Below are 19,724 nucleotides of genomic sequence, written 5' to 3'. Positions count from 1 at the left end.
AGTTAAAACAATGGAAATAAGGAGTGATTTTTAATGGAATACGTAAAACTTGGAAATTCAGGATTAGAGGTATCTCGTCTTTGTTTAGGTACAATGGGATTTGGTGATGCCAGTAAATGGATTCATCCTTGGGTGATTGATGAAGATCATAGTCGTCCTATCATAAAAAAAGCGCTAGATCTAGGTATTAACTTTTTCGATACTGCTAATGGATACTCAGATGGTGTTAGTGAAGAGATTTTAGGAAGAGCTTTAAATGATTACGCAGATCGTGATGAAATTGTAATTGCAACAAAGCTTTATTTTTCTAATCAAAAAGGGCCTAATAGAGAAGGGCTTTCAAGAAAAGCGATAATGAGAGAAGTAGATAAAAGTTTAAAAAGACTTAATACGGATTATATAGATTTATATATTATACATCGTTGGGACTATAATACTCCTATTGAAGAGACGATGGAAGCGTTGCACGATGTAGTTAAATCTGGAAAAGTGAGATATATCGGTGCATCAGCTATGTATGCATGGCAATTTTTAAAGGCTAATTATATAGCAGAAAAAAATGGATGGACCAAATTCATTTCGATGCAAAATCATCTGAATCTTCTATACAGAGAGGAAGAAAGAGAAATGTTACCTCTTTGTAAATCGGAAAATATTGGTGTCACACCGTATAGCCCATTAGCATCAGGAAGATTAGTGCGTGATGGGGCTCAAAAAACAAAACGTTCAGAAACGGATCAGGTTCAAAAAGCTAAATACGATACTACTATTGAACAAGATAAAAGAATTGTTGATAGAGTGGCGGAACTTGCTGAAAAATATCAAGTAAGCCGTGTCCAAATTGCGCTTGCTTGGTTATTACAAAAAGAAGAGGTGACTGCACCTATTGTAGGTGCTACTAAACTTCCTCACCTTGATGATCCAGTGGCTGCAATGGATATTAATCTTTCTCATGAAGATTTAATGTATTTAGAAGAAAATTATGTTCCTCATAATGTAGTTGGTCCACAATAGTTGTTTTAAAAACTATCGTTATTAAGATTGAATTTGATTTTGAAACGATTAAAAGACTTCCTTTTAAAAAGGAAGTCTTTTTTACATATGATTAGCTTGTTATTTATTTAAAAGATAATATATTAATAATTTTGCCACTCTTCTCTTAAAATACCCATTTGTATGGCATCATAGAAATTCCCTTCAACTACTCGTCCTTTACGTATACGTGATTCTTCTATCATTCCAGCTTTACTCGCTACTTTCATCATTCTAATATTTCCTGACCATGTTGAAATACCTATTCTATTAGCGTCAGTTTCTTTAAAAAGATAATTAATCCATTCTTTAAACACTTGAGAACCTAATCCCTTTTCCCAATTATCATTTTTGTATATTACAATACCACATTCTAACCATTTGGATTTCTTGTCTTTCCAATAAGAAGTCACTACACCTAAGAAAGTTTTTTTATATTTTATTGCTAAAGTAGATAACGTATTTTTATAAAGATATTTATTTTCTTTATATTTATTTTTAAATTCACTGAACGTAAATTTTTCTTCTTCGATATATGGTCCGTTCCATTCCTTAGCTTTTTGTAATGGATCTAAATATTTCCAATAATAATAAATGTTTAAATCATCTGCATTTAGTTCTTCAAGAAGTACCTTGTTATTTGAATTTTTCAACTTTAATCTACCCCTATATTGTTTAGAATTTATTGATAGTATATACTTTTTACTGTATTAATTACATATAATAAATTCTATTAGTTCTAGCACTTAAAACGATCCTTATTTAGACAGAATTTGATCTTGAAATGATTAAGAGACTCCTTATTGAAAAAAGGAGTCTCTTTTAATCTATTTTTTGATAATCATCACCTATATATAATGACAAGGTTTAATCTTTAATTCACGTTATTATGGTTGAAGAAGAATATGTTGATTTAATGATTCCTAATAAGACAGAAATATGTAAAAAGTATTTGACATATTTTCAAGGAATATTTACACTCATAAATGTCAAAAACTTTTTACATTTATGAGGTGTTGTAATGAATTTTATCCCTTTTATTATTATTCTAATTTTTTCTTGTTTATGGACAGCCATAACACATAAGTATTTACCTTCTGAAACAATAGATAAAAGAAAGCACCAAGATCGATATGATGAGAGACAACGTAAAATGTTTATTGAAATACTCGCTAAAAGTTTTATTTGGATTATTTATTGTATGTTATTTACACTACTGCTTAGGTTCATAGGTTTATCACCAAACATTGAAAACACATGGTTTTCTCAATATCCAGAAGTATTCTTTTTAATTGTAAGTTTGTTTCTTTTTACTTTTAATTATTTCACTACAAATAAAAAATATACATCTAAGAGTTGAAACTATGAAAAATAAAATTAAAGAATATAGAAAGCAGAGAGGTATTTCTCAAGAAACTTTAAGTAAAAACTTAAATGTATCTAGGCAAACTATCAATGCAATAGAAAATAATAAATATGATCCTACGTTAACTTTAGCTTTTAAATTAGCAAAGCAATTTGATATAACTGTTGATGAACTTTTTTCTTAATCGTTCTATTTGCTTATATAGAGAAGACAATCAAAATCTTACTACTTTTTTATCCCTTAAGCGCTATATTATTATGTATTGTTATGGACAATTCAAATATTATTAAGAAAATAATAAACGGTTCTTCAAGTAAAAAAATTACTTTTAAGGAATTAGAATACCATGGTACAGCTAAAGAAATAATGTCTTGGTTTACTGAAATGAAAAGTTGTAAAAACTCAGTATAATTTTGCATTCCAAACTACTATGGTGTTATAATATGTGTAACGAAAATAAGTATTCACTTATACACCAATCCCCTCACTATGCCAGTAGTGAGGGGATTTTTGTTGGTGTGGCTTAATGTCGCCTATTTTTTATTACTTTTACTTAGCCAATAAGTAAAGTACGCAATGGCACAGCCACTGATGACTGGCGTTATGATGTGAACGAAAATAAGTATCACTTTATACACCCCCTCTCTACGTCAGCTAGACGCCTGAGAGATAGGCGACACCATTATTATACCACCTGTGAATATACAAGCATATGCACTTCTAATAAGTTGAATTATGTAAAAAACGACCTTTGTTCGCGCTAAATTAGTAGTTGTTCTATTAAGTATGCTACTAGTTAAAATGAATAATGATAGGACAACATAATTTAACATCCCCCTATTTGATAGCCGTAGTTTTTTAAAAATAAATCCCCCAATCTGTAGCAGTAGAAAGGGGATTTAATGAAAAGCAGAAATTTATCCATTCTGTTTTATTTACAGAGATAAATATTTCATTTCATTATAAAAGTAAAAATGCCCTTACTACTCGTAATAGTAAAGGGCGTTTTTGTTTTGATTTAAATGACAAATACTTCATTGAGTAATTGATTCTTATGATGTTCGTTTAATTCGTCATCACAAATTAATATATCCAATTCATCAAAATCGCATATTTTTACGGTAACCACTTTATTCATCTTACTACTGTCTGCTGTAAGATAATTGATTTTAGACATTTGAAGTATTTTACGACGTGTTTCGACTTCTTCTAGGCTATAATCAGTAACCCCATTATTTAAAGAAATACCACTGCAACAAATAAATGCTTTTTCTATGTTTAAACGATCAAAATTAAATAAAAAATCAAAACTTGTAATAGAGTGTTCCGATTTGCGTAATTTTCCTCCAATACTAATTACTGTATGACCTTGATCTAAAGTTTGTAACATCACAGGGATAGAATTAGTAATAATAGTTAGATTTTCATGATGTTTTAAATTTTTAGCGATTTGCAAAGTAGTCGAACCGCTATCTAAAAAAATACAGTCTCCATCGCTAATTTCTTTAATAGCTTTTTTAGCAATACTTTCCTTCTTATCTAAGTTTAAACCTAAACGCTGTTCAATGACTGACTCACCATTAGGTTCTTTTTTGATACGGATGCCACCATATTCTTTCGTAATCAAGTCATCTTTGACCAATTGTTGAACATCTCTTCTTAATGTCTCCATAGAAATATCTAAAGTTTTTTGTAACGATTTTAGTTTTAAAAAATCATTTTTTTCGAGTTCTTTAATGATTTTATGTCTTCTTTCTGTAGGTAACACTATATATTCCTCCTAAGTCAAATGTTTAAAGTGGTAAACAGTTGGTAATTAAGTAGTCAAGAGTTATTAAAATTTTACGTGCGCTTAACATGATATTAACAAACAATTTGTATACTTTCAGTATAGCAAATTGGAGGTGCTAAGTTGTTAGAATTAAAAAACGTGTCAAAAAAATACAAGCATAATGATGTCTTAAACGGAATTAATTTGGCTATTGAAAACGGAGAAATAGTTAGTTTACTGGGGCCAAGTGGTTGTGGAAAAACGACATTATTAAATATGATTTTAGGTTTAACTGAAGTAAGCGAAGGAGAAATTATTTATAATAACGAAGCTATTCAAAATAAGCCAATGCAAAAACGTGATTTTAATATTGTCTTTCAAGATTTTTGTTTGTTTCCACATTTGAACGCATACGAAAATATTATTTATGGATTAAAGAATATAAAAAAAAATCCTCACGATAAAAGTGTGACTGATTTAATAGAATTATTAGAACTTAGACCGCATTTATATAAGAAGATACATGAATTATCAGGAGGACAAAAGCAACGCGTGTCAATTGCAAGGACAATTGTTATGGAACCTAAAATTTTATTAATGGATGAACCATTAAGTGCATTAGATGGTGTAATCAAGGAATCTATTAAAGATATGATCCAAAAAATAGCAAAAACTTTAAATTTAACAACGATTATTGTGACACATGACCCTGAGGAAGCGTTAACCATGGCTGATAAAGTTGTTGTAATAGAGGAAGGGAAAATAGCACAATGCGCAACACCAGAAATAATTATAAATGAGCCTAAAAGTAAATTTGTAGAAAAATTTATTTTAGATCAATTAAAGATTAAGAGAAACAACATTTATCAACTGTTTGGAGCCTCATATGGCGCATAAAGTACTTAGCCAGCGTATGATATTTGCGTTAATCATCTTATTTTTTATATTTTTCCTAGTGGTTCCCATGCTCTTTTTGTTAGGCCGTTCTTTTATTTACCAGGGCCATTTAAGTTTAGAATATTATCAATTTATATTAAGTAATCAGGAAATCATTACAGCATTACTCAACAGTTTTAAAATCTCTTTTATTTCAGCAATTGTAACTACGATGCTCGCATTTTTAAGTGCTTATGCTATTCATATGACACAAGCAGCATCATGGCTAAAAACTTATAATAAAACATTAACTTTATTACCCATGCTTGTTCCAACGATTACTTATGGTTTTATTTTAATGTATTTATTCGGAAGTGAAGGGATTGTGGCACATGTTTTAGGGGGGATGCCATTTACGATTTATGGTAAAAATGGTCTGTTTATCGGCTACATTATTTATACCCTACCTGCCGCCTATATGATTATTTCCAATGCTTTCAATTACATTGATCATCGATTTTACTATATTTCTCAAATAATGAAAGATAACAAAGCAAGACGATTTTATCACACGCTGATTAGACCACTTCTGATTCCTATGGCTAATGCTTTTGTTCTTTCATTTATATTAAGTTTTACTGATTTTGGGATACCAGCTTCTATTGGTGCAAATTACAGTGTAATCTCTACCACACTTTATCAAATGATATTAGGCTCGATACCTAAATTTGCTGAAGGTGCGGTAATAGCTATGCTCATGCTTATTCCGGCAGTGATTGGGTTCGTATTTTTATCAATAATAGAAAAATGGAATGTTCAACAAGTAGGTGCATTTCACACTGTAATTAAAAAGCGGCCAATTCACGATATGATTATTAATGTATCTAGTTTCACCTTAAGTACGGCAATTTTACTTATATTTTCAGTTATGTTTATCGTACCGTTTACTGAAAATTATCCGTATCAATTGAATTTTACACTAAAGCATATCATTAACTTATTTAAAGATGATATTTTAATTCATATTTACCTACAAGCACTGTTTGTTGCAGTATCGACAGCACTATTTGGTACTATTATTAGTTTTTGTGGTGCTCTAATTAACATTCGAACAAATTTAAAAGCGAAGCAATCGATAAAAATGATTTCAATGATTACCACTACAGTTCCTGGAATGATTTTAGGATTGTCATATTTATTAGTTTTTCAAGGTAGCAGTATTAAAGGGACATTTCTCATTATCATTATTAGTATTATTGTTCATTACTATACAACACCCTTTTTGATGGCAAAATCTGCTTTAGAAAAACTAGATCCTTCATGGGATATCACAAGTGTATTAATGCGCGACTCATGGGGAGGTACAATATTTAAAATTATCCTACCCAACATGAAAGCAACGATTATTGAAATGATAAATTATTACTTTATTAATGCGATGGTCACGATTAGTGGCGTGATTTTTTTAGTGTCAACGTCGACACAACTTGTCTCAACAGAAATTAATCAACTACAACATTTTAATAGATATGTAGATATTTTTATTTTATCTATTTTGATATTGGTAACCAACGTCATCGTACGTATATTTAGTAGTTGGTGGCTGAAATATAATGAAAGAAAAGAGGCGAATTAAATGAAGCTAAAATTGAAAATAGTATTAGGCGTACTTTTGTGTTTGATATTACTTTATTTTTCATATTTTGGTCTTGGTTCGTCTACAGATAAAGTTATTATTTCGAGCAATGCGGATGAAGAAGCGATTGATGTTATAGATAAAACATTAAAGCAACATGGTTTTAAAGGCGAATACATCATACAACCGCAATCAACTTCAGAGTTAGGCGGAAAAATGATTGCAGAAGGTACAAATATAGAAGCAGATATTGTTACTCAATCGACTTATTATTTAGAAAGTGCGCAAAAAGAAAATAATATGTTTGCCAATCTAAAGCATACCAATAAAAAGAGTTTAGACAATTATCCAAATTATATAACGCCATTGTTAGGCAATATGGGCGCGCTATTTGTAAATACAAAAGCCTTAAAAGAGCAAAGGTTAGAGACTCCAAAGACAATTAAAGATTTAACTAAACCAGAATATAAAAATCAAGTGGCTATGCCAAATATTATGGACTCTTCGACGGGGTGGCTAGTAATACAAAGTGTCATAGGTCAATACGGCGATAAAGCAGGTGAACAAATATTAACAAAGTTAATTAAGCATGTGGGTCCTCACTTAGAAAGTTCAGGTTCAGGCCCATTAGAAAAAGTTGAGTCCGGTGAAGCAGCAGTAGGTGTTGGCTTAAGAGCACAGGTAATTGATTCTGAAAACAAAGGTAAACCTATACATCTAATTGATCCAAAAGAAGGTAACTATTCTCTTGTAGAAGGTGTAGCAGTTGTGAAAAAGGGTGGAGAGAAGCAAGAAAAAGCAGAAGAAATGGTGAGCATTATCCAAAAATATGGAAGACAAGATTTATTGGCAAAATACCCGGTGCCCCTGTATGAAAAAGATAAAGTAGCAAAAGATCAACTTCCAGCATATCCTCGAAAATGGGAAGGGAAATTGACAGTTGATTTATTGGAGAAACATCAAGACTTATTTAACAAGGCTAAAAAAGAAGCACAGAATAAATAAATGGAGGTACAATTATGGCACAATATAAACTTTTAACACCAGGACCTTTAACAACTACAGATACAGTGAAAAAGAAAATGCTAGAAGATAGATGTACTTGGGATGATGAGTATAAAAATTTAACCCAAGCGATACGTGAAAAATTATTAACAATAGGTATGGCAAGTGCAAGAGAATATACGGTGGTATTACAGCAAGGTAGCGGTAGCTTCGTTGTAGAAAGTGTATTGCAGACCGCATTATCAGATGAAGATCATGTGCTTATCATTAGTAATGGTGCGTGTGGTGAAAGAATGATAAAGATGGCACAAGTAATGAAAAAAAACATAACACCAGTTTGTTTGCCATATAATGAAACGCCAGATGTTAATGTATTGAAGAAAATATTAGAGCGCGATGATTCATTTACACATATCGCGTTTGTACATTGTGAAACAACCACAGGTATATTAAACCCAATTGAAGAAATATGCGAAATGGCTATTCAAAAAAACTTGAAGGTTATTTTAGATGCAATGAGTAGCTTTGGCGGTGTGCCGATTAATATACGAGCCTTAGATATCGATTATTTAATTAGTAGCGCTAACAAATGTATTCAAGGTGTGCCTGGTTTTGGATTTGTAATTGCTAAACAAACATCATTAGAACTATGCGAAGGTAACGCGACCAGTGTTTCCTTAGATCTTTATGACCAATGGAAAAGTATGAATATAGATGGAAAATGGCGTTTCACGTCGCCAACCCACGTAGTTGCTGCTTTTAGACAAGCAATCAGAGAATTAGAAGAAGAAGGCGGTGTAGAACAACGCTATCAAAGATATCGCAGTAACAATACGTATATTATAAATGAAATGAAGAAAATTGGGTTTGAACCTTATGTTGAAAGCGCATTTCAATCACCGATTATTACTACATTTTTATATCCTAATGAAACATTTGAATTTCAAGATTTTTATAAATATATGAAAGAACGAAATTTTGTGCTATACCCTGGTAAATTGATGGACAAACCTTCATTTAGAATTGGAAATATTGGCGATTTGCATAGAACTGATTTTGAAATATTAATTAAAATTATAAAAGAATATCAAATGATGAAAGGGGAAGAAGTATGACTAAAATTAAAGGGGTTATATTAGATTGGGCAGGTACTACAGTTGACTTTGGTTGTTTTGCACCTGTAAATGTATTTATAGATATTTTTAAAGAAGCTGGTATTACAGTCACGATAGAAGAAGCACGTGAACCAATGGGTATGTTAAAAAGAGATCATATTCAAAGTATGCTAGAAATGCCGAGAATACAACAATTATGGCAACATCAATATGGTAAAGCACATAGTGAAGCGGATATTGATAACCTATATAGACAATTTGAAACACTGTTAATGAAGAATTTGGAATCATTTACTGATCCACTTCCACATGTTATTGAAGTAATAGATGCGCTTCGTAAAAAAGGTTATGTCATTGGTTCTACAACTGGATATACAAAAGAAATGATGGAAATTGTCAGTTCAGCCGCAAAATCAAAAGGCTATACGCCTGATAATATTGTAACGGCTGATGATGTGAGTGGTTATGGTAGACCTTATCCATATATGATTTTTGAAAATATGCGTCAACTCGAGTTACAATCAGTTCATGAAGTAATTAAAGTAGGTGACACATTATCTGATATCAAAGAGGCACTTAATAGCGGCGTCACAGCTGTAGGTGTTATTAAAGGGAGCTCGATTATTGGGCTAAGCGAAAGTGAATGGATTAATTTGAACAATGATGACAAGAAAAAAATTATAGAGGATGCAAAACAAAAATTCTTAGCTCATGGGGCTCATTACGTATTGAATGATATAACAGAATTACCATTACTATTAGAGAACATACAAGAAACATAGTGTGTTATGCTATGTGAATATTATTTGCACTTTGAATCCTATAAGAATAATAGGCTTACAGAAGTGTCTAATATAAAACCCCCTCACTATCGTTTGAAGTGAGGGGTTTTATACTAGATAAATGCTATGATTGGTACAATCAGATATTCAATAATTGTGCCAATCATATAAATATAGAGTTTTTGACAATTGCGGTTCTTTAAACGCTTGATTGTCCACGTTTGTGCCACGTTAATGTGAAACTTAACATTGCTAATATACTAACAATAGTAAGTAGTAAGAATCCAGCATCCCAGCCTAAATGATCAACTAAGAGTCCCATAATGATATTAGCCATTACTGCGCCCCCTAAATAACCAAATAAACCTGTTAATCCAGCTGCCGTTCCAGCTGCTTTTTTCGGAACATAATCTAAGGCTTGTAAACCAATTAACATGACTGGTCCATAAATTAAAAACCCGATAGAAATGAGCGCAATGTTATCAATCAATGGGTTACCAGCTGGATTTAACCAATAAACGATAACCGCAATTGTAACGCCGAGCATAAAGATAAAGCCAGCAGGGCCTCGACGCCCTTTAAATACTTTATCAGAAATATAACCACATAATAATGTACCAGGTATACCTGCCCATTCATATAGGAAGTACGCCCAACCCGATGCTTTTAAATTAAAGTCCTTTTCTTCACTTAAATAGGTAGGGGCCCAGTCTAGGACACCATAACGTACGAAATATACAAATATATTAGCAATCGCAATGGCCCATACCCATTTATTATTTAACACATACTTAAAAAGAATTTCTTTTGTAGTCAATTCAGTTTCAATGGTATGTTTTGAATTTGTATCATAATCATCCTTATATGCTTCAATTGGAGGTAATCCCTCTGATTGAGGCGTGTCTCTAATCAAACTGTAGGAAATCAGTGCAATAATTATTGCCACAATGGCTGGAAGAATAAAAGTACCCTCAAAGCCTTTTAAATAACCAAAAGACCAAGTACTGATTAGCGTTACGCCAACGAGCGCTAATGGTGCCATTAAGCCGCCACCCACATTGTGTGCTACATTCCAAATGGCAGTCTTACTACCACGCTCACTCACACTATACCAATGTACAAGGACACGTCCAGAAGGGGGCCAACCCATACCTTGGAACCAGCCATTTAAAAACATCATCACAAACATAATGAAAATACTAGAGGTAAGCACAGGGATAAAACCTAATAATAAATTAACGATAGCCGTTAAAATTAAGCCTAATGTTAAAAATATACGGGCATTACTCCGATCACTTACTGTTCCCATTACAAACTTACTGATACCATAGGCAATCGATATAGCAGATAAAGCGATACCTAAACCAGTTTTACTAAACCCTTCGTCAATTAAGTAGGGCATCGCTAAGGAAAAGTTTTTACGTAATAAGTAATAACCAGCATAGCCTAAGAAAATTCCAAGGAATACTTGTAACCTTAAGCGTTTGTATGTATCGTCCACTTTCTCTGATGGAAGCGGTTTGATATGCTTCGCAGGTTTTAAAAATTTGAACATAAAGCCAATTCCCTCCTTTATTAATTTAAATTTAAAAAATAATTAACTTAATATTAAGATAGAGTGAATTGTAAGCGTTGTCAATATAAGTTGGAATAATATGTTATATTATATTAAAAAATGAATTACTATATTTATATTGTTTAATATTTGTGTATTTTTACTATGAGTTCTCTTATTTTTTATAGAAAAACACCTCCTTATAAATTCAAATTTAAATAAATTTATAAGGAGGTGTTTTTAGTTGTAAATGTTTATTTGCAATAAAAATAACTTCATAAATAGAAGAGGGCGTTAACTTTCGATGCCTTGTTTTTTGGGAATAGCAAATAGCACGATAATAAACGATAATAGGGCTAATAACACGTTTAACCCAAAGCCAAGCATTGCACTTGTTTCTAAACTTAATGCTGTTTTACCAATAGCATAAATTGTGCCGGACAATGCGACACCAAAAGCATTACCTAGTGATGAAGACATTTTGTATACACCTGAGGCCATACCGATTTGATCTTCTGAAGCATTGGCGATAGCTGTATCCATAGAAGGCGTAGCATAGAAACCTAAACCTAAACCATAAATGAAATAACCCACGATACAAAATACCACGTATAGTGTATTAGGTAAGAATGTAAATGATATTAAAATAATACCGATCATATTAAGTAAACTACCTATAACCATAGGTTTTTTAGCACCTAAATGCTGTAATATTTTTTCTCCAATACGAATCGTAGCAATTACTGTAACGAGGTAAGTAATTGTCAGTGCACCTGATTGAAATGCATTAAAACCTAGTGATTCTTGAACAAATGTATTGCCGACAATTAATGTTCCTGCAACGGCATTCATTAAAAAGTTAGATAGTGTTGAACCGGTGTAACCCATATCTTTAAAGATTTTAAAATCAATTAATGGATTTTTAATTCTTCTTTCAACAATAATAAATATAATAAGTGAAATAATAAATATAGCTATCATTGTTAATATTAACGGAGAAAATAGACCGTAATCTGAACTTTGAGTAATAATGAGGTTAATGCTAAATACAAATATAACGAAAATAACTAATCCGGCAATGTCGAATTTTTTATTTGCTTTAGATTGAGCACGTACTTCGGGTGTGCCTTTAATAAGTAAGATAGAAATTAAGGACACAATGATTGATATGATAAAAATCCATTTCCATCCAATCGCAGTCGAAACAATACCACCGAAGAATGATGCGATACCGCCACCACCCCATGATCCAATAGACCAATAACTTAAAGCGGCTTGGCGATGTCTGCCATTATAATAAGCTTTGACCAATGAGAGTGTCGCTGGCATAACGATTGCTGCTGAAAACCCTTGTATAATACGACCTGTTATGAATAAAGGGACAGCAGATGAAATAATAATTAATAATGACCCTAAAATATTTAATACTAATCCAATATATGTCATTTTTACGTAACCAAACTTATCAGCTAAACTACCTGCACCTACAACAAACATACCAGAGAATAACGCTGTAATACTAACTGCTGCGTTAATGATTCCGGCATTTGCGCCAAATTCTTCTTTTAATGTTGGAACGATATTGACGAGTGAGCTTGAGAATAACCAGAAAGTTATTACTCCAAGAACGATACCTGTAAGAAGTCTTCCATTGCCTTTAAAATCTGTTTCTTTAAGCACTTTTTTTCATCCTCCACGCTTGCATCTTTAAAATTCTTTGCTATTTTAAATTGCTTTAAATTAGATATTTAAGAATTTTAAAAGCTTTTAAAATCTTGCCATACTTAAATATCTTATTCCTTTTATATAATTTTTCAAGACAAAAAACTGTATTTTCCTTCATAAGCAAAAATAGTTTGCTTTGCTAACCAAAAGTGGTAGAATGTCTCGGTGCGCAAAATTTGATGAACGTAAAATTTTATTATCAAATACTGTGATGAGGACATATTGAAGGCTTTTTTGAATTAGCACTATCATTATATATTCTGTATGATTATAAAATGAAAAAGAACCCCGACAACTACAGCAAGAGTTCTCGAGATTCTTTAGATTGGAAATGTATTAACCTGTTGTGCCTTCCCAAAGTTTAACAGGTAACACATATTCATTTTTCGTATGATCATTCATTAGGCGTTTTGTTAAAACTGATAATGCTGTTGTAGCCATGTCATCAATAGGTTGAATGATTGTGGTTAAGTCAGGTTGAATATTTCTCATCATTTGCGTACCGTCATAGCCTATAATTTTGAAGTTATCAGGCACCTTTTTTCCGAATTCATAGGCGAGTTGTAATATCATTGCAGCGTCGATGTCATTGGATACAAAAATACCTTCAATTTCAGTATATGCTCTAAGAATTTGACGAAAAGTTTCTTTTTTATTAATATCATTCAAACTAAAATCTACTTCATAACACATCGGCTCTAAATGATGAGCATTCATTGTATCTACATAAGCTGACTTTCTTCTATTTGCGGGTGTTTCTAAATCGGTGGGCCCATGTAAATGCAATATTTTTGTTAATCCTTGATTGATTAATCTTTCTGTAGCCATTTTACCACCACTATAATTATCAGATTCGATAATTGGAATATCCTCATTCATAATACGATCTATAGCGACAATAGGTAATTGCGCGTTTTCGTATTGTTTAATATTTTGGTTATGGGTTCCAACAATTAAGCCATCAATCTGATTCGATAATAATTGATCTAAGTAATGCATTTCTTTTTCTGGATCATTCATAGAGTTACCAATAATCACTTTATAGCCTTGATTATATAACTTTATTTCTAATGCTTCGACGAGTTCACCGAAAAAGGGATTTGCTACAGTGGGAAAGAGTAAGCCGATAATGTGTGTTTGTTTTTTATATAACTGTCGTGCCACCGTATTGGGTTTATAGTTCAAAGTCTTCATAGCCGCATTTACTTTATCAATTGTAGCTTGGCTAAGATAACCACGATTATTTAAAACCCTCGACACCGTAGTCTTAGATACATTGGCTAATTTAGCAACATCTTCTAATTTAGGCTTCATATAAACCTCCTCAATAATTCTTAATTATCTCTAGTTTAATAAATATATTGAGAAAGTGAAAGGAAACAAAGGCCCACATATGATTCATATGCAGACCTTTGACTTAGAATTGTATAGCATCGTCCTTAAGTTTATAAATGATAGCTGTACCTGACAAAGAACGATTTGATGTATTTTCAATACTTAATATTGGCGTATGCGGGTAATAATAACGTTCTGTAAAGCATGTTTCACCATCATTGATAAATATTTCTACGGAACTCTTATCTATAAAAATACGTAAATTCACTTCATGAGCTGCTGTAATATCAGCATAACGACAATCATCATGGTCGCTACGGAATAACGTAAATGAATGACTTTGTGTGTTGTAAGTGAGTGACATGATAGTATCATCTTGTTGCGTGTTGAGCGCCAATTTAATAGTATCGTTCTCTAATTTATTTGTTTTCAAAGATAGATTTACTTCGACATGTGCACTATCATCAGATAACAACACTTGGCGATGATCTAATGAGAGTGAGCGACATGCTCCTGTACGAAGGTGTTTAACTTCTTCTACAGGGTTCATAAATACTTTATTATTTTTTAAATTGAGCGTTCTAGGTAAAGTTAAAGCACCTGCCCATCCATCTTCTTGTTCGATTATGTCATTTTCCCACATGTCCATCCAACCGATAACAACAGTTCTACCATCGGGTGTTAAAGTAGTTTGTGCCGCATAAAAATCATGACCATTATCTAATTCTATAAATGACCTATCTCGATTGAAAGTGGATTGCGCGTAATCTAAATGACCTATAAAATAACCTGTTTGGAATAAATTGAGAAACTTTTTATGTTCAGCTTCAATACCTTGTGGAGAAAAGAGCAAAACATGCTTGTGCTTTAATTCGAAAAGGTCTGGACATTCCCACATGAAGCCTTCTTTAGCGACTTGTTTAGATTTATCAATAGCCCCTTGATATTCCCATTTTTTGAGGTCAGAAGATTTATATAATAGGGCACGTCCTAAACCGTCTTGACCTTGGCTACCTAAAATCATGTAAAATACATCTTCGTATTGCCACACTTTAGGGTCTCTAAAATGCTGAGTATTATCTGCTGGTGGTGTAGCAATGATTGGATTGTGCTCATATTTAGTAAAATGTATGCCATCTTGGCTGTACGCCATATTTTGATTTTCCCAGAAATCTTCAGGTTGATTACTATCATTAAAATGATGACCAGTGTAGATAAGGTAAAGTGTATCATCTTTGACAATTGCGCTGCCTGAGAAACAACCATCCGTATCTTCAGGATCTCCAGGCGTTAATGCAATAGGGAGGGTTTCCCAATGTACTAAATCTTTACTGCGGGCATGTCCCCAATGCATGGGGCTACCGCCTTTTTCACTATAAGGGTAATATTGATAAAAGATATGATAATATCCCTTGAAATAACAAAAGCCATTTGGATCATTTATCCATCCTGAAGATGCCATAACGTGATAACCTAAACGATATTTGTGTGATTTTAATTGAACTGGATTCATAAAATATATGCCTACTTTCTATACTGAATTTTAATTTGTTAGTTGTGCATTTTTAAGGAAAGGATCGCCATCTACCATTTCATCATCATTTTTCAATAAAACAAAACCGAATACGGCTGCTATCATGACAATGATTGAAATGAGAATAAATGTATAATTGTATCCTATGTTATCTCGGAGTATGCCTAATGGTGTTGAAAGTAAAACAGAACCAATTTGACCTGATATTTGTAAGCCGACAAGATAAAGTGTTGCAGATAATTTAGGATCAAAGTGCAGAGTCAGATATCTAAAGGTTGGTAACATGAATAAGGGTACTTCTAAAGCATGCATCATTTTAATTAAAGACATTAAAATGGGACTATCGGTAGAAGCACTTAACCCAATGCGTAAAAACATAACAGATACGCCTAACATTAACGTGGGCTTCACCCCAATTTTCATCATAATAATAGGAACAATACCCATCATGATGGCCTCGCAAAACACCTGCAATGAGTTTAAATTTCCGTACATCGTTTGGCCTGTCTTTGGATTATCAAATAATTTGGTATAAAAATCAGGGAACATTTGCCCATCGTAAATACCATAGAAGGTGCCCGTAAACATGATAAATAACATTACGACCCATAAATGCTTCATTTTCAGCGTTTCAATCATGTCTTTGGCAGTAGGTATAGATTCATCATCCGGATGATGGCGTAAGGTTTTTATCATTTTCTTTTCATTTTTAGATTTTAATAAAATGAGATTTAATAAAAGAAATAGACTTAATAGCGAACCAAGCCAGAAATTAAAATCCGGATTGATTACAAATAAGTGACCCGCAATCAAAGCGGATAATGCAAATCCAATAGAACCCCATGCTCTGGCTTGTCCATATTTAAAATTAAAGAAACGACTTAATTTTTCAGCAACTGTTTCATAGACACCAGAAGCAGAAAGAAAACCTGCTGATAAAAAAATTGACCCTGCAATGACACCAACAAAAAAATGATTTTGAATTAAATCTTTGTATACTAAAGTGAAAAAAGGTCCAACTAAAACTGAAATTGAAGCACAAGAGATGATGAGTGTTCTTTTAATAACCAACTTGTCTTGAATTAAACCATAACTAAAAAGAAAAATAATCGTTACAAAGGAATTTACAGAATAAATGGTTCCAATTTCAGTACCGGACAAACCTAAACCATTACTTTTTGAAGCAAGCCAAATTTGAAAAAGAGACCACCATATCGACCAAGAAGCAAAGTATAAAAACATAGTTAAAGAGCTTTGTACATAAGAGACATTTTTAAAAGGTTGTAAATGTTTAGTGATATTCAAATGTTTTTCTCCTTCCGCAACACATGTATTGAAAACGCTTTCTTAGAATTGTAGAGTAATTTTTTCTGTATGTCAACCGGTTGACATACAAGGTCAATGATATTGCCTATGAATAAAGGCGTTTTGATAGTGCATATTAAATCAAAGTAATAATCAATAACTATATTAAAAAGTTATATAGACACAGGCAGTGGACGACGATGTGATAACATATAAAGTTCACATATTTTTTAGAATTAAATCCTACCTTTCATCATGAATTGTGTTATGTTATGTAGGAAAAGTTATATTATAGGAGGTATAAATATGGAAGCAACTTTACCAAATTGCCCAAAATGTGAATCAGAATATACATATGAAGATGGCAACTTATATGTTTGCCCAATGTGCAATCATGAATGGTCATCAAATGCAGATGAAAGTAATACAGAAGAAGAGATTATTAAAGATGTTAATGGACAAGAACTCAATGATGGTGATGCGGTCACTGTTATCAAAGATTTAAAAGTCAAAGGCACGTCATCAGTAATTAAGCAGGGTACGAAAGTCAAAAGTATTCGCTTAGTAGAGCCAGAAGATGGACATGATATCGATTGTAAAATTGCAGGTATTGGACAAGTAGGCTTAAAGTCATCGCTTGTGAAGAAATCTAGTAAATAATAAGTCGTTCGTAATAGCTAAAAGCCTCGTAACTACAAATCAGTTACGAGGCTTTTGATTATCATTTTTATAGAAGATCATAAATCAGATATATTTGAAATAGAAAATATTCAAAACACTATATACCTAAGAGGGGTATATGTTATGATAATACTAAATGATTCTGATATAAAATAAAGGGGTGTTTTGCGATGATAAAAAAAGTGAGCTTTATAATCATAGCATCAGGTTTAATGTTGTCAGCTTGTTCAAATAATCATGAAGGTAAAGAACATGCTAACAATCAACAACACGAAGACCATGTGCAACATAAAGATACACAGCAGTTGCCAGATAATATGAAACAGACAAAAGACGGCGAATTTAAAAAAGGTGATAAAGTGACGATTACCATGGGACATATGGCTGGTATGAAAAACGCCAAAGCAACAGTGAAGGCCGCATATAAAACGCATGCTTATGTTGTCAGCTATAAACCCACTAATGGTAAAAAAGAAGTTGAAAATCATAAATGGGTCGTTAATGAAGAATTAGCAGATGCGCCTCAAAAAGGATTTGAAAAAGGTGACACTGCAAAATTAAAAGCAGATCATATGCCTGGAATGAAAGGCGCTAAAGCCACAATAGATAATGTTAAGCATACAACGGTTTATATCGTTGATTATAAATCTACAGACAATGGTAAATTGGTTAAAAATCATAAATGGATGACAGCTGATGAATTAAAATCCCGTTAAGGTGATGACGATAATAGGTAAAATAAAAAGAGAAGTACATATGTGTTTGTACTTCTCTTTTTTTATTTAATATAGAATGAAAAAAGCGATTTAGTTAGTGAGTAATGCTAATTCTTGACGAGCACTCATTTCTACTGCTTGTGCTACCGCAGTTGTTACGTTAGCGTTTAAGGCACTTGGAATAATGAAACTTTCATTTAATTCATTTTCTGGAATGACACTTGCGATTGCATGAGCAGCTGCTACTTTCGTCTCCATTGTGATATGTTTAGATTGTGCATTTAATATACCCTTAAATATCCCTGGAAAGGCCAATAAATTATTGATTTGGTTTGGATAGTCTGAACGCCCTGTACCGACGACGGCAGCACCTGCAGCAATTGCCTCCTCTGGATAAATCTCTGGCACAGGGTTGGCTAAAGCAAAAATAATGGGGTTAGCACGCATCGTCTTGATATGTGTTTGTGTTAACGCTAAGGGGCCGGACACACCGATAAATACATCTGCGTGTTCAATAACATCATCTAAAGTGCCGCGTTGCTCTGTTAAATTGGTGCGAGTTGCAATGTCATTTTGTGTAGCGTTGAGCCATGATTCTCCTCTACATAAGACGCCCTCTAGACTGACTAGAGAGATGTTAGAGTAGCCAGCTTCTAGTAACAATTTAGCAATAGCAATACCTGCTGAGCCAGCCCCGTTAATGACAATCTTGACATCATAGTGCGTTTTTTCTACAAGTTTTAGTGCGTTCGTCAAGGCTGCGAGAACAACGATAGCCGTTCCGTGCTGATCATCGTGAAATACAGGGATGTCTAACTCTTCTTTTAAGCGCGCTTCTATTTCAAAGCAACGTGGTGCTGATATATCTTCTAAATTAATACCAGCAAAGTTAGGCTGAAGTGCTTTAGTAATAGCAATAATTTCTTCTGTATTTGTGGTATCTAAACAAATTGGAAATGCATCTAATCCTGCCATCTGTTTAAATAAAATGCTTTTCCCTTCCATTACCGGTAATGCAGCCTTAGGTCCAATATCTCCTAGACCAAGGACTGCCGTACCATCAGTTACCACAGCAATCATATGCCCTCTGGCAGTTAAGGTGTTAACTTTGTTTTCATCATTTGCGATCGCTTTACATACTTCAGACACACCTGGGGTATAGACAACACTTAAATCTTCTTCAGAAGTGATATTAACCTTACTCGTCACGGCAATTTTCCCAGCATGTTGTTGGTGAAAAGTTACCGAATCTATTTTCTCATTTTCTCTGGACATGTTTAGAACTCCTTA

19 protein-coding genes are annotated in these 19,724 nt (G+C 32.9%); 10 read left to right on the top strand and 9 right to left on the bottom strand.

Annotated features, from left to right (window positions below):
• The first annotated feature begins 33 nt into the window (after positions 1-33).
• The gene (locus QMO72_RS13165) at positions 34-1,014 is read left to right on the top strand and encodes an aldo/keto reductase (RefSeq protein WP_103267980.1); all 981 of its coding nucleotides are present in this window, start codon (positions 34-36) and stop codon (positions 1,012-1,014) included.
• A gap of 122 nt (positions 1,015-1,136) precedes the next feature.
• On the opposite strand, the gene QMO72_RS13160 is transcribed toward QMO72_RS13165, so the two are convergent.
• Positions 1,137-1,685: a GNAT family N-acetyltransferase gene (locus tag QMO72_RS13160; protein ID WP_103267979.1), complete on the bottom strand. Its 549-nt coding sequence runs from the start codon at positions 1,683-1,685 to the stop codon at positions 1,137-1,139.
• 368 nt (positions 1,686-2,053) lie between these two features.
• On the opposite strand from QMO72_RS13160, the gene QMO72_RS13155 reads away from it, so the two are divergent.
• Positions 2,054-2,392: a hypothetical protein gene (locus tag QMO72_RS13155; RefSeq protein ID WP_103267978.1), complete on the top strand. Its 339-nt coding sequence runs from the start codon at positions 2,054-2,056 to the stop codon at positions 2,390-2,392.
• A 4-nt stretch (positions 2,393-2,396) separates the two neighbouring features.
• Positions 2,397-2,582: a helix-turn-helix transcriptional regulator gene (locus QMO72_RS13150; protein ID WP_103267977.1), complete on the top strand. Its 186-nt coding sequence runs from the start codon at positions 2,397-2,399 to the stop codon at positions 2,580-2,582.
• A 349-nt stretch (positions 2,583-2,931) separates the two neighbouring features.
• Here the strand turns inward: QMO72_RS13150 and QMO72_RS13145 are convergent, their stop codons facing one another.
• Positions 2,932-3,027, bottom strand: coding sequence for a type I toxin-antitoxin system Fst family toxin (locus QMO72_RS13145; RefSeq protein WP_286093196.1), 96 nt, complete (start codon positions 3,025-3,027; stop codon positions 2,932-2,934).
• 389 nt (positions 3,028-3,416) lie between these two features.
• Entirely contained in the window at positions 3,417-4,166 is a 750-nt protein-coding gene (locus QMO72_RS13140; protein ID WP_103267976.1) for a DeoR/GlpR family DNA-binding transcription regulator, read from the bottom strand.
• 144 nt (positions 4,167-4,310) lie between these two features.
• On the opposite strand from QMO72_RS13140, the gene QMO72_RS13135 reads away from it, so the two are divergent.
• The 5 genes from QMO72_RS13135 to phnX are packed head-to-tail and all read left to right on the top strand — an operon-like array spanning position 4,311 to position 9,583.
• Positions 4,311-5,066, top strand: coding sequence for an ABC transporter ATP-binding protein (locus QMO72_RS13135; protein WP_103267975.1), 756 nt, complete (start codon positions 4,311-4,313; stop codon positions 5,064-5,066).
• On the top strand, positions 5,056-6,681 hold the full coding sequence (locus QMO72_RS13130) for an ABC transporter permease subunit (RefSeq protein ID WP_103267974.1): 1,626 nt from the start codon (positions 5,056-5,058) through the stop codon (positions 6,679-6,681). The genes QMO72_RS13135 and QMO72_RS13130 overlap by 11 nt, the downstream gene beginning before the upstream one ends.
• Entirely contained in the window at positions 6,682-7,686 is a 1,005-nt protein-coding gene (locus QMO72_RS13125) for an extracellular solute-binding protein (RefSeq protein ID WP_103267973.1), read from the top strand.
• Positions 7,687-7,700: 14 nt separating this feature from the next.
• Positions 7,701-8,801, top strand: coding sequence for a 2-aminoethylphosphonate--pyruvate transaminase (gene phnW, locus QMO72_RS13120; protein WP_103267972.1), 1,101 nt, complete (start codon positions 7,701-7,703; stop codon positions 8,799-8,801).
• Positions 8,798-9,583 carry a phosphonoacetaldehyde hydrolase gene (gene phnX, locus QMO72_RS13115; protein ID WP_103267971.1) on the top strand — a complete coding sequence of 262 codons (786 nt, stop codon included), beginning with the start codon at positions 8,798-8,800 and terminating at the stop codon, positions 9,581-9,583. Before phnW ends, phnX begins: the two co-directional genes overlap by 4 nt.
• 199 nt (positions 9,584-9,782) lie before the next feature.
• Here phnX and glpT read toward each other — a convergent pair whose 3' ends face one another.
• The 5 genes from glpT to QMO72_RS13090 all read right to left on the bottom strand — a co-directional run bounded on the left by glpT (position 9,783) and on the right by QMO72_RS13090 (position 17,037).
• On the bottom strand, positions 9,783-11,138 hold the full coding sequence (gene glpT / locus QMO72_RS13110; RefSeq protein ID WP_103267970.1) for a glycerol-3-phosphate transporter: 1,356 nt from the start codon (positions 11,136-11,138) through the stop codon (positions 9,783-9,785).
• A 294-nt stretch (positions 11,139-11,432) separates the two neighbouring features.
• Positions 11,433-12,818 carry an MFS transporter gene (locus QMO72_RS13105; protein ID WP_103266884.1) on the bottom strand — a complete coding sequence of 462 codons (1,386 nt, stop codon included), beginning with the start codon at positions 12,816-12,818 and terminating at the stop codon, positions 11,433-11,435.
• A gap of 381 nt (positions 12,819-13,199) precedes the next feature.
• Entirely contained in the window at positions 13,200-14,177 is a 978-nt protein-coding gene (locus tag QMO72_RS13100) for a LacI family DNA-binding transcriptional regulator (protein ID WP_103266886.1), read from the bottom strand.
• A gap of 103 nt (positions 14,178-14,280) precedes the next feature.
• Positions 14,281-15,711 (bottom strand): glycoside hydrolase family 32 protein, encoded by a 1,431-nt coding sequence (locus QMO72_RS13095; RefSeq protein WP_103266888.1) that lies wholly within the window; start codon positions 15,709-15,711, stop codon positions 14,281-14,283.
• A 30-nt stretch (positions 15,712-15,741) separates the two neighbouring features.
• The gene (locus tag QMO72_RS13090) at positions 15,742-17,037 is read right to left on the bottom strand and encodes an oligosaccharide MFS transporter (protein WP_350049699.1); all 1,296 of its coding nucleotides are present in this window, start codon (positions 17,035-17,037) and stop codon (positions 15,742-15,744) included.
• 306 nt (positions 17,038-17,343) lie between these two features.
• On the opposite strand from QMO72_RS13090, the gene QMO72_RS13085 reads away from it, so the two are divergent.
• Both QMO72_RS13085 and QMO72_RS13080 read left to right on the top strand, forming a co-directional pair.
• The gene (locus QMO72_RS13085) at positions 17,344-17,697 is read left to right on the top strand and encodes a zinc ribbon domain-containing protein YjdM (RefSeq protein ID WP_046837016.1); all 354 of its coding nucleotides are present in this window, start codon (positions 17,344-17,346) and stop codon (positions 17,695-17,697) included.
• Between the two features lie 191 nt (positions 17,698-17,888).
• The gene (locus QMO72_RS13080) at positions 17,889-18,434 is read left to right on the top strand and encodes a YdhK family protein (protein ID WP_103266889.1); all 546 of its coding nucleotides are present in this window, start codon (positions 17,889-17,891) and stop codon (positions 18,432-18,434) included.
• Positions 18,435-18,524: 90 nt separating this feature from the next.
• Here the strand turns inward: QMO72_RS13080 and QMO72_RS13075 are convergent, their stop codons facing one another.
• Positions 18,525-19,709 (bottom strand): NAD(P)-dependent malic enzyme, encoded by a 1,185-nt coding sequence (locus QMO72_RS13075; protein WP_103266890.1) that lies wholly within the window; start codon positions 19,707-19,709, stop codon positions 18,525-18,527.
• Between the last annotated feature and the right edge of the window lie 15 nt (positions 19,710-19,724).

Source organism: Staphylococcus casei, assembly GCF_030294405.1.
GTDB classification, from domain to species: Bacteria; Bacillota; Bacilli; order Staphylococcales; family Staphylococcaceae; genus Staphylococcus; species Staphylococcus succinus.
The sequence above is the reverse complement of the archived record's forward strand: the minus strand, read 5'-3'. Positions and strand labels throughout refer to the sequence as shown.

Coding starts and splice junctions, on each gene's coding strand:
- QMO72_RS13165 (WP_103267980.1), top strand. CDS start 34: ATGGAATACGTAAAACTTGGAAATTCAGGATTAGAGGTATCTCGTCTT.
- QMO72_RS13155 (WP_103267978.1), top strand. CDS start 2,054: ATGAATTTTATCCCTTTTATTATTATTCTAATTTTTTCTTGTTTATGG.
- QMO72_RS13150 (WP_103267977.1), top strand. CDS start 2,397: ATGAAAAATAAAATTAAAGAATATAGAAAGCAGAGAGGTATTTCTCAA.
- QMO72_RS13130 (WP_103267974.1), top strand. CDS start 5,056: ATGGCGCATAAAGTACTTAGCCAGCGTATGATATTTGCGTTAATCATC.
- QMO72_RS13125 (WP_103267973.1), top strand. CDS start 6,682: ATGAAGCTAAAATTGAAAATAGTATTAGGCGTACTTTTGTGTTTGATA.
- phnW (WP_103267972.1), top strand. CDS start 7,701: ATGGCACAATATAAACTTTTAACACCAGGACCTTTAACAACTACAGAT.
- phnX (WP_103267971.1), top strand. CDS start 8,798: ATGACTAAAATTAAAGGGGTTATATTAGATTGGGCAGGTACTACAGTT.
- glpT (WP_103267970.1), bottom strand. CDS start 11,138: ATGTTCAAATTTTTAAAACCTGCGAAGCATATCAAACCGCTTCCATCA.
- QMO72_RS13100 (WP_103266886.1), bottom strand. CDS start 14,177: ATGAAGCCTAAATTAGAAGATGTTGCTAAATTAGCCAATGTATCTAAG.
- QMO72_RS13095 (WP_103266888.1), bottom strand. CDS start 15,711: ATGAATCCAGTTCAATTAAAATCACACAAATATCGTTTAGGTTATCAC.
- QMO72_RS13085 (WP_046837016.1), top strand. CDS start 17,344: ATGGAAGCAACTTTACCAAATTGCCCAAAATGTGAATCAGAATATACA.
- QMO72_RS13080 (WP_103266889.1), top strand. CDS start 17,889: ATGATAAAAAAAGTGAGCTTTATAATCATAGCATCAGGTTTAATGTTG.
- QMO72_RS13075 (WP_103266890.1), bottom strand. CDS start 19,709: ATGTCCAGAGAAAATGAGAAAATAGATTCGGTAACTTTTCACCAACAA.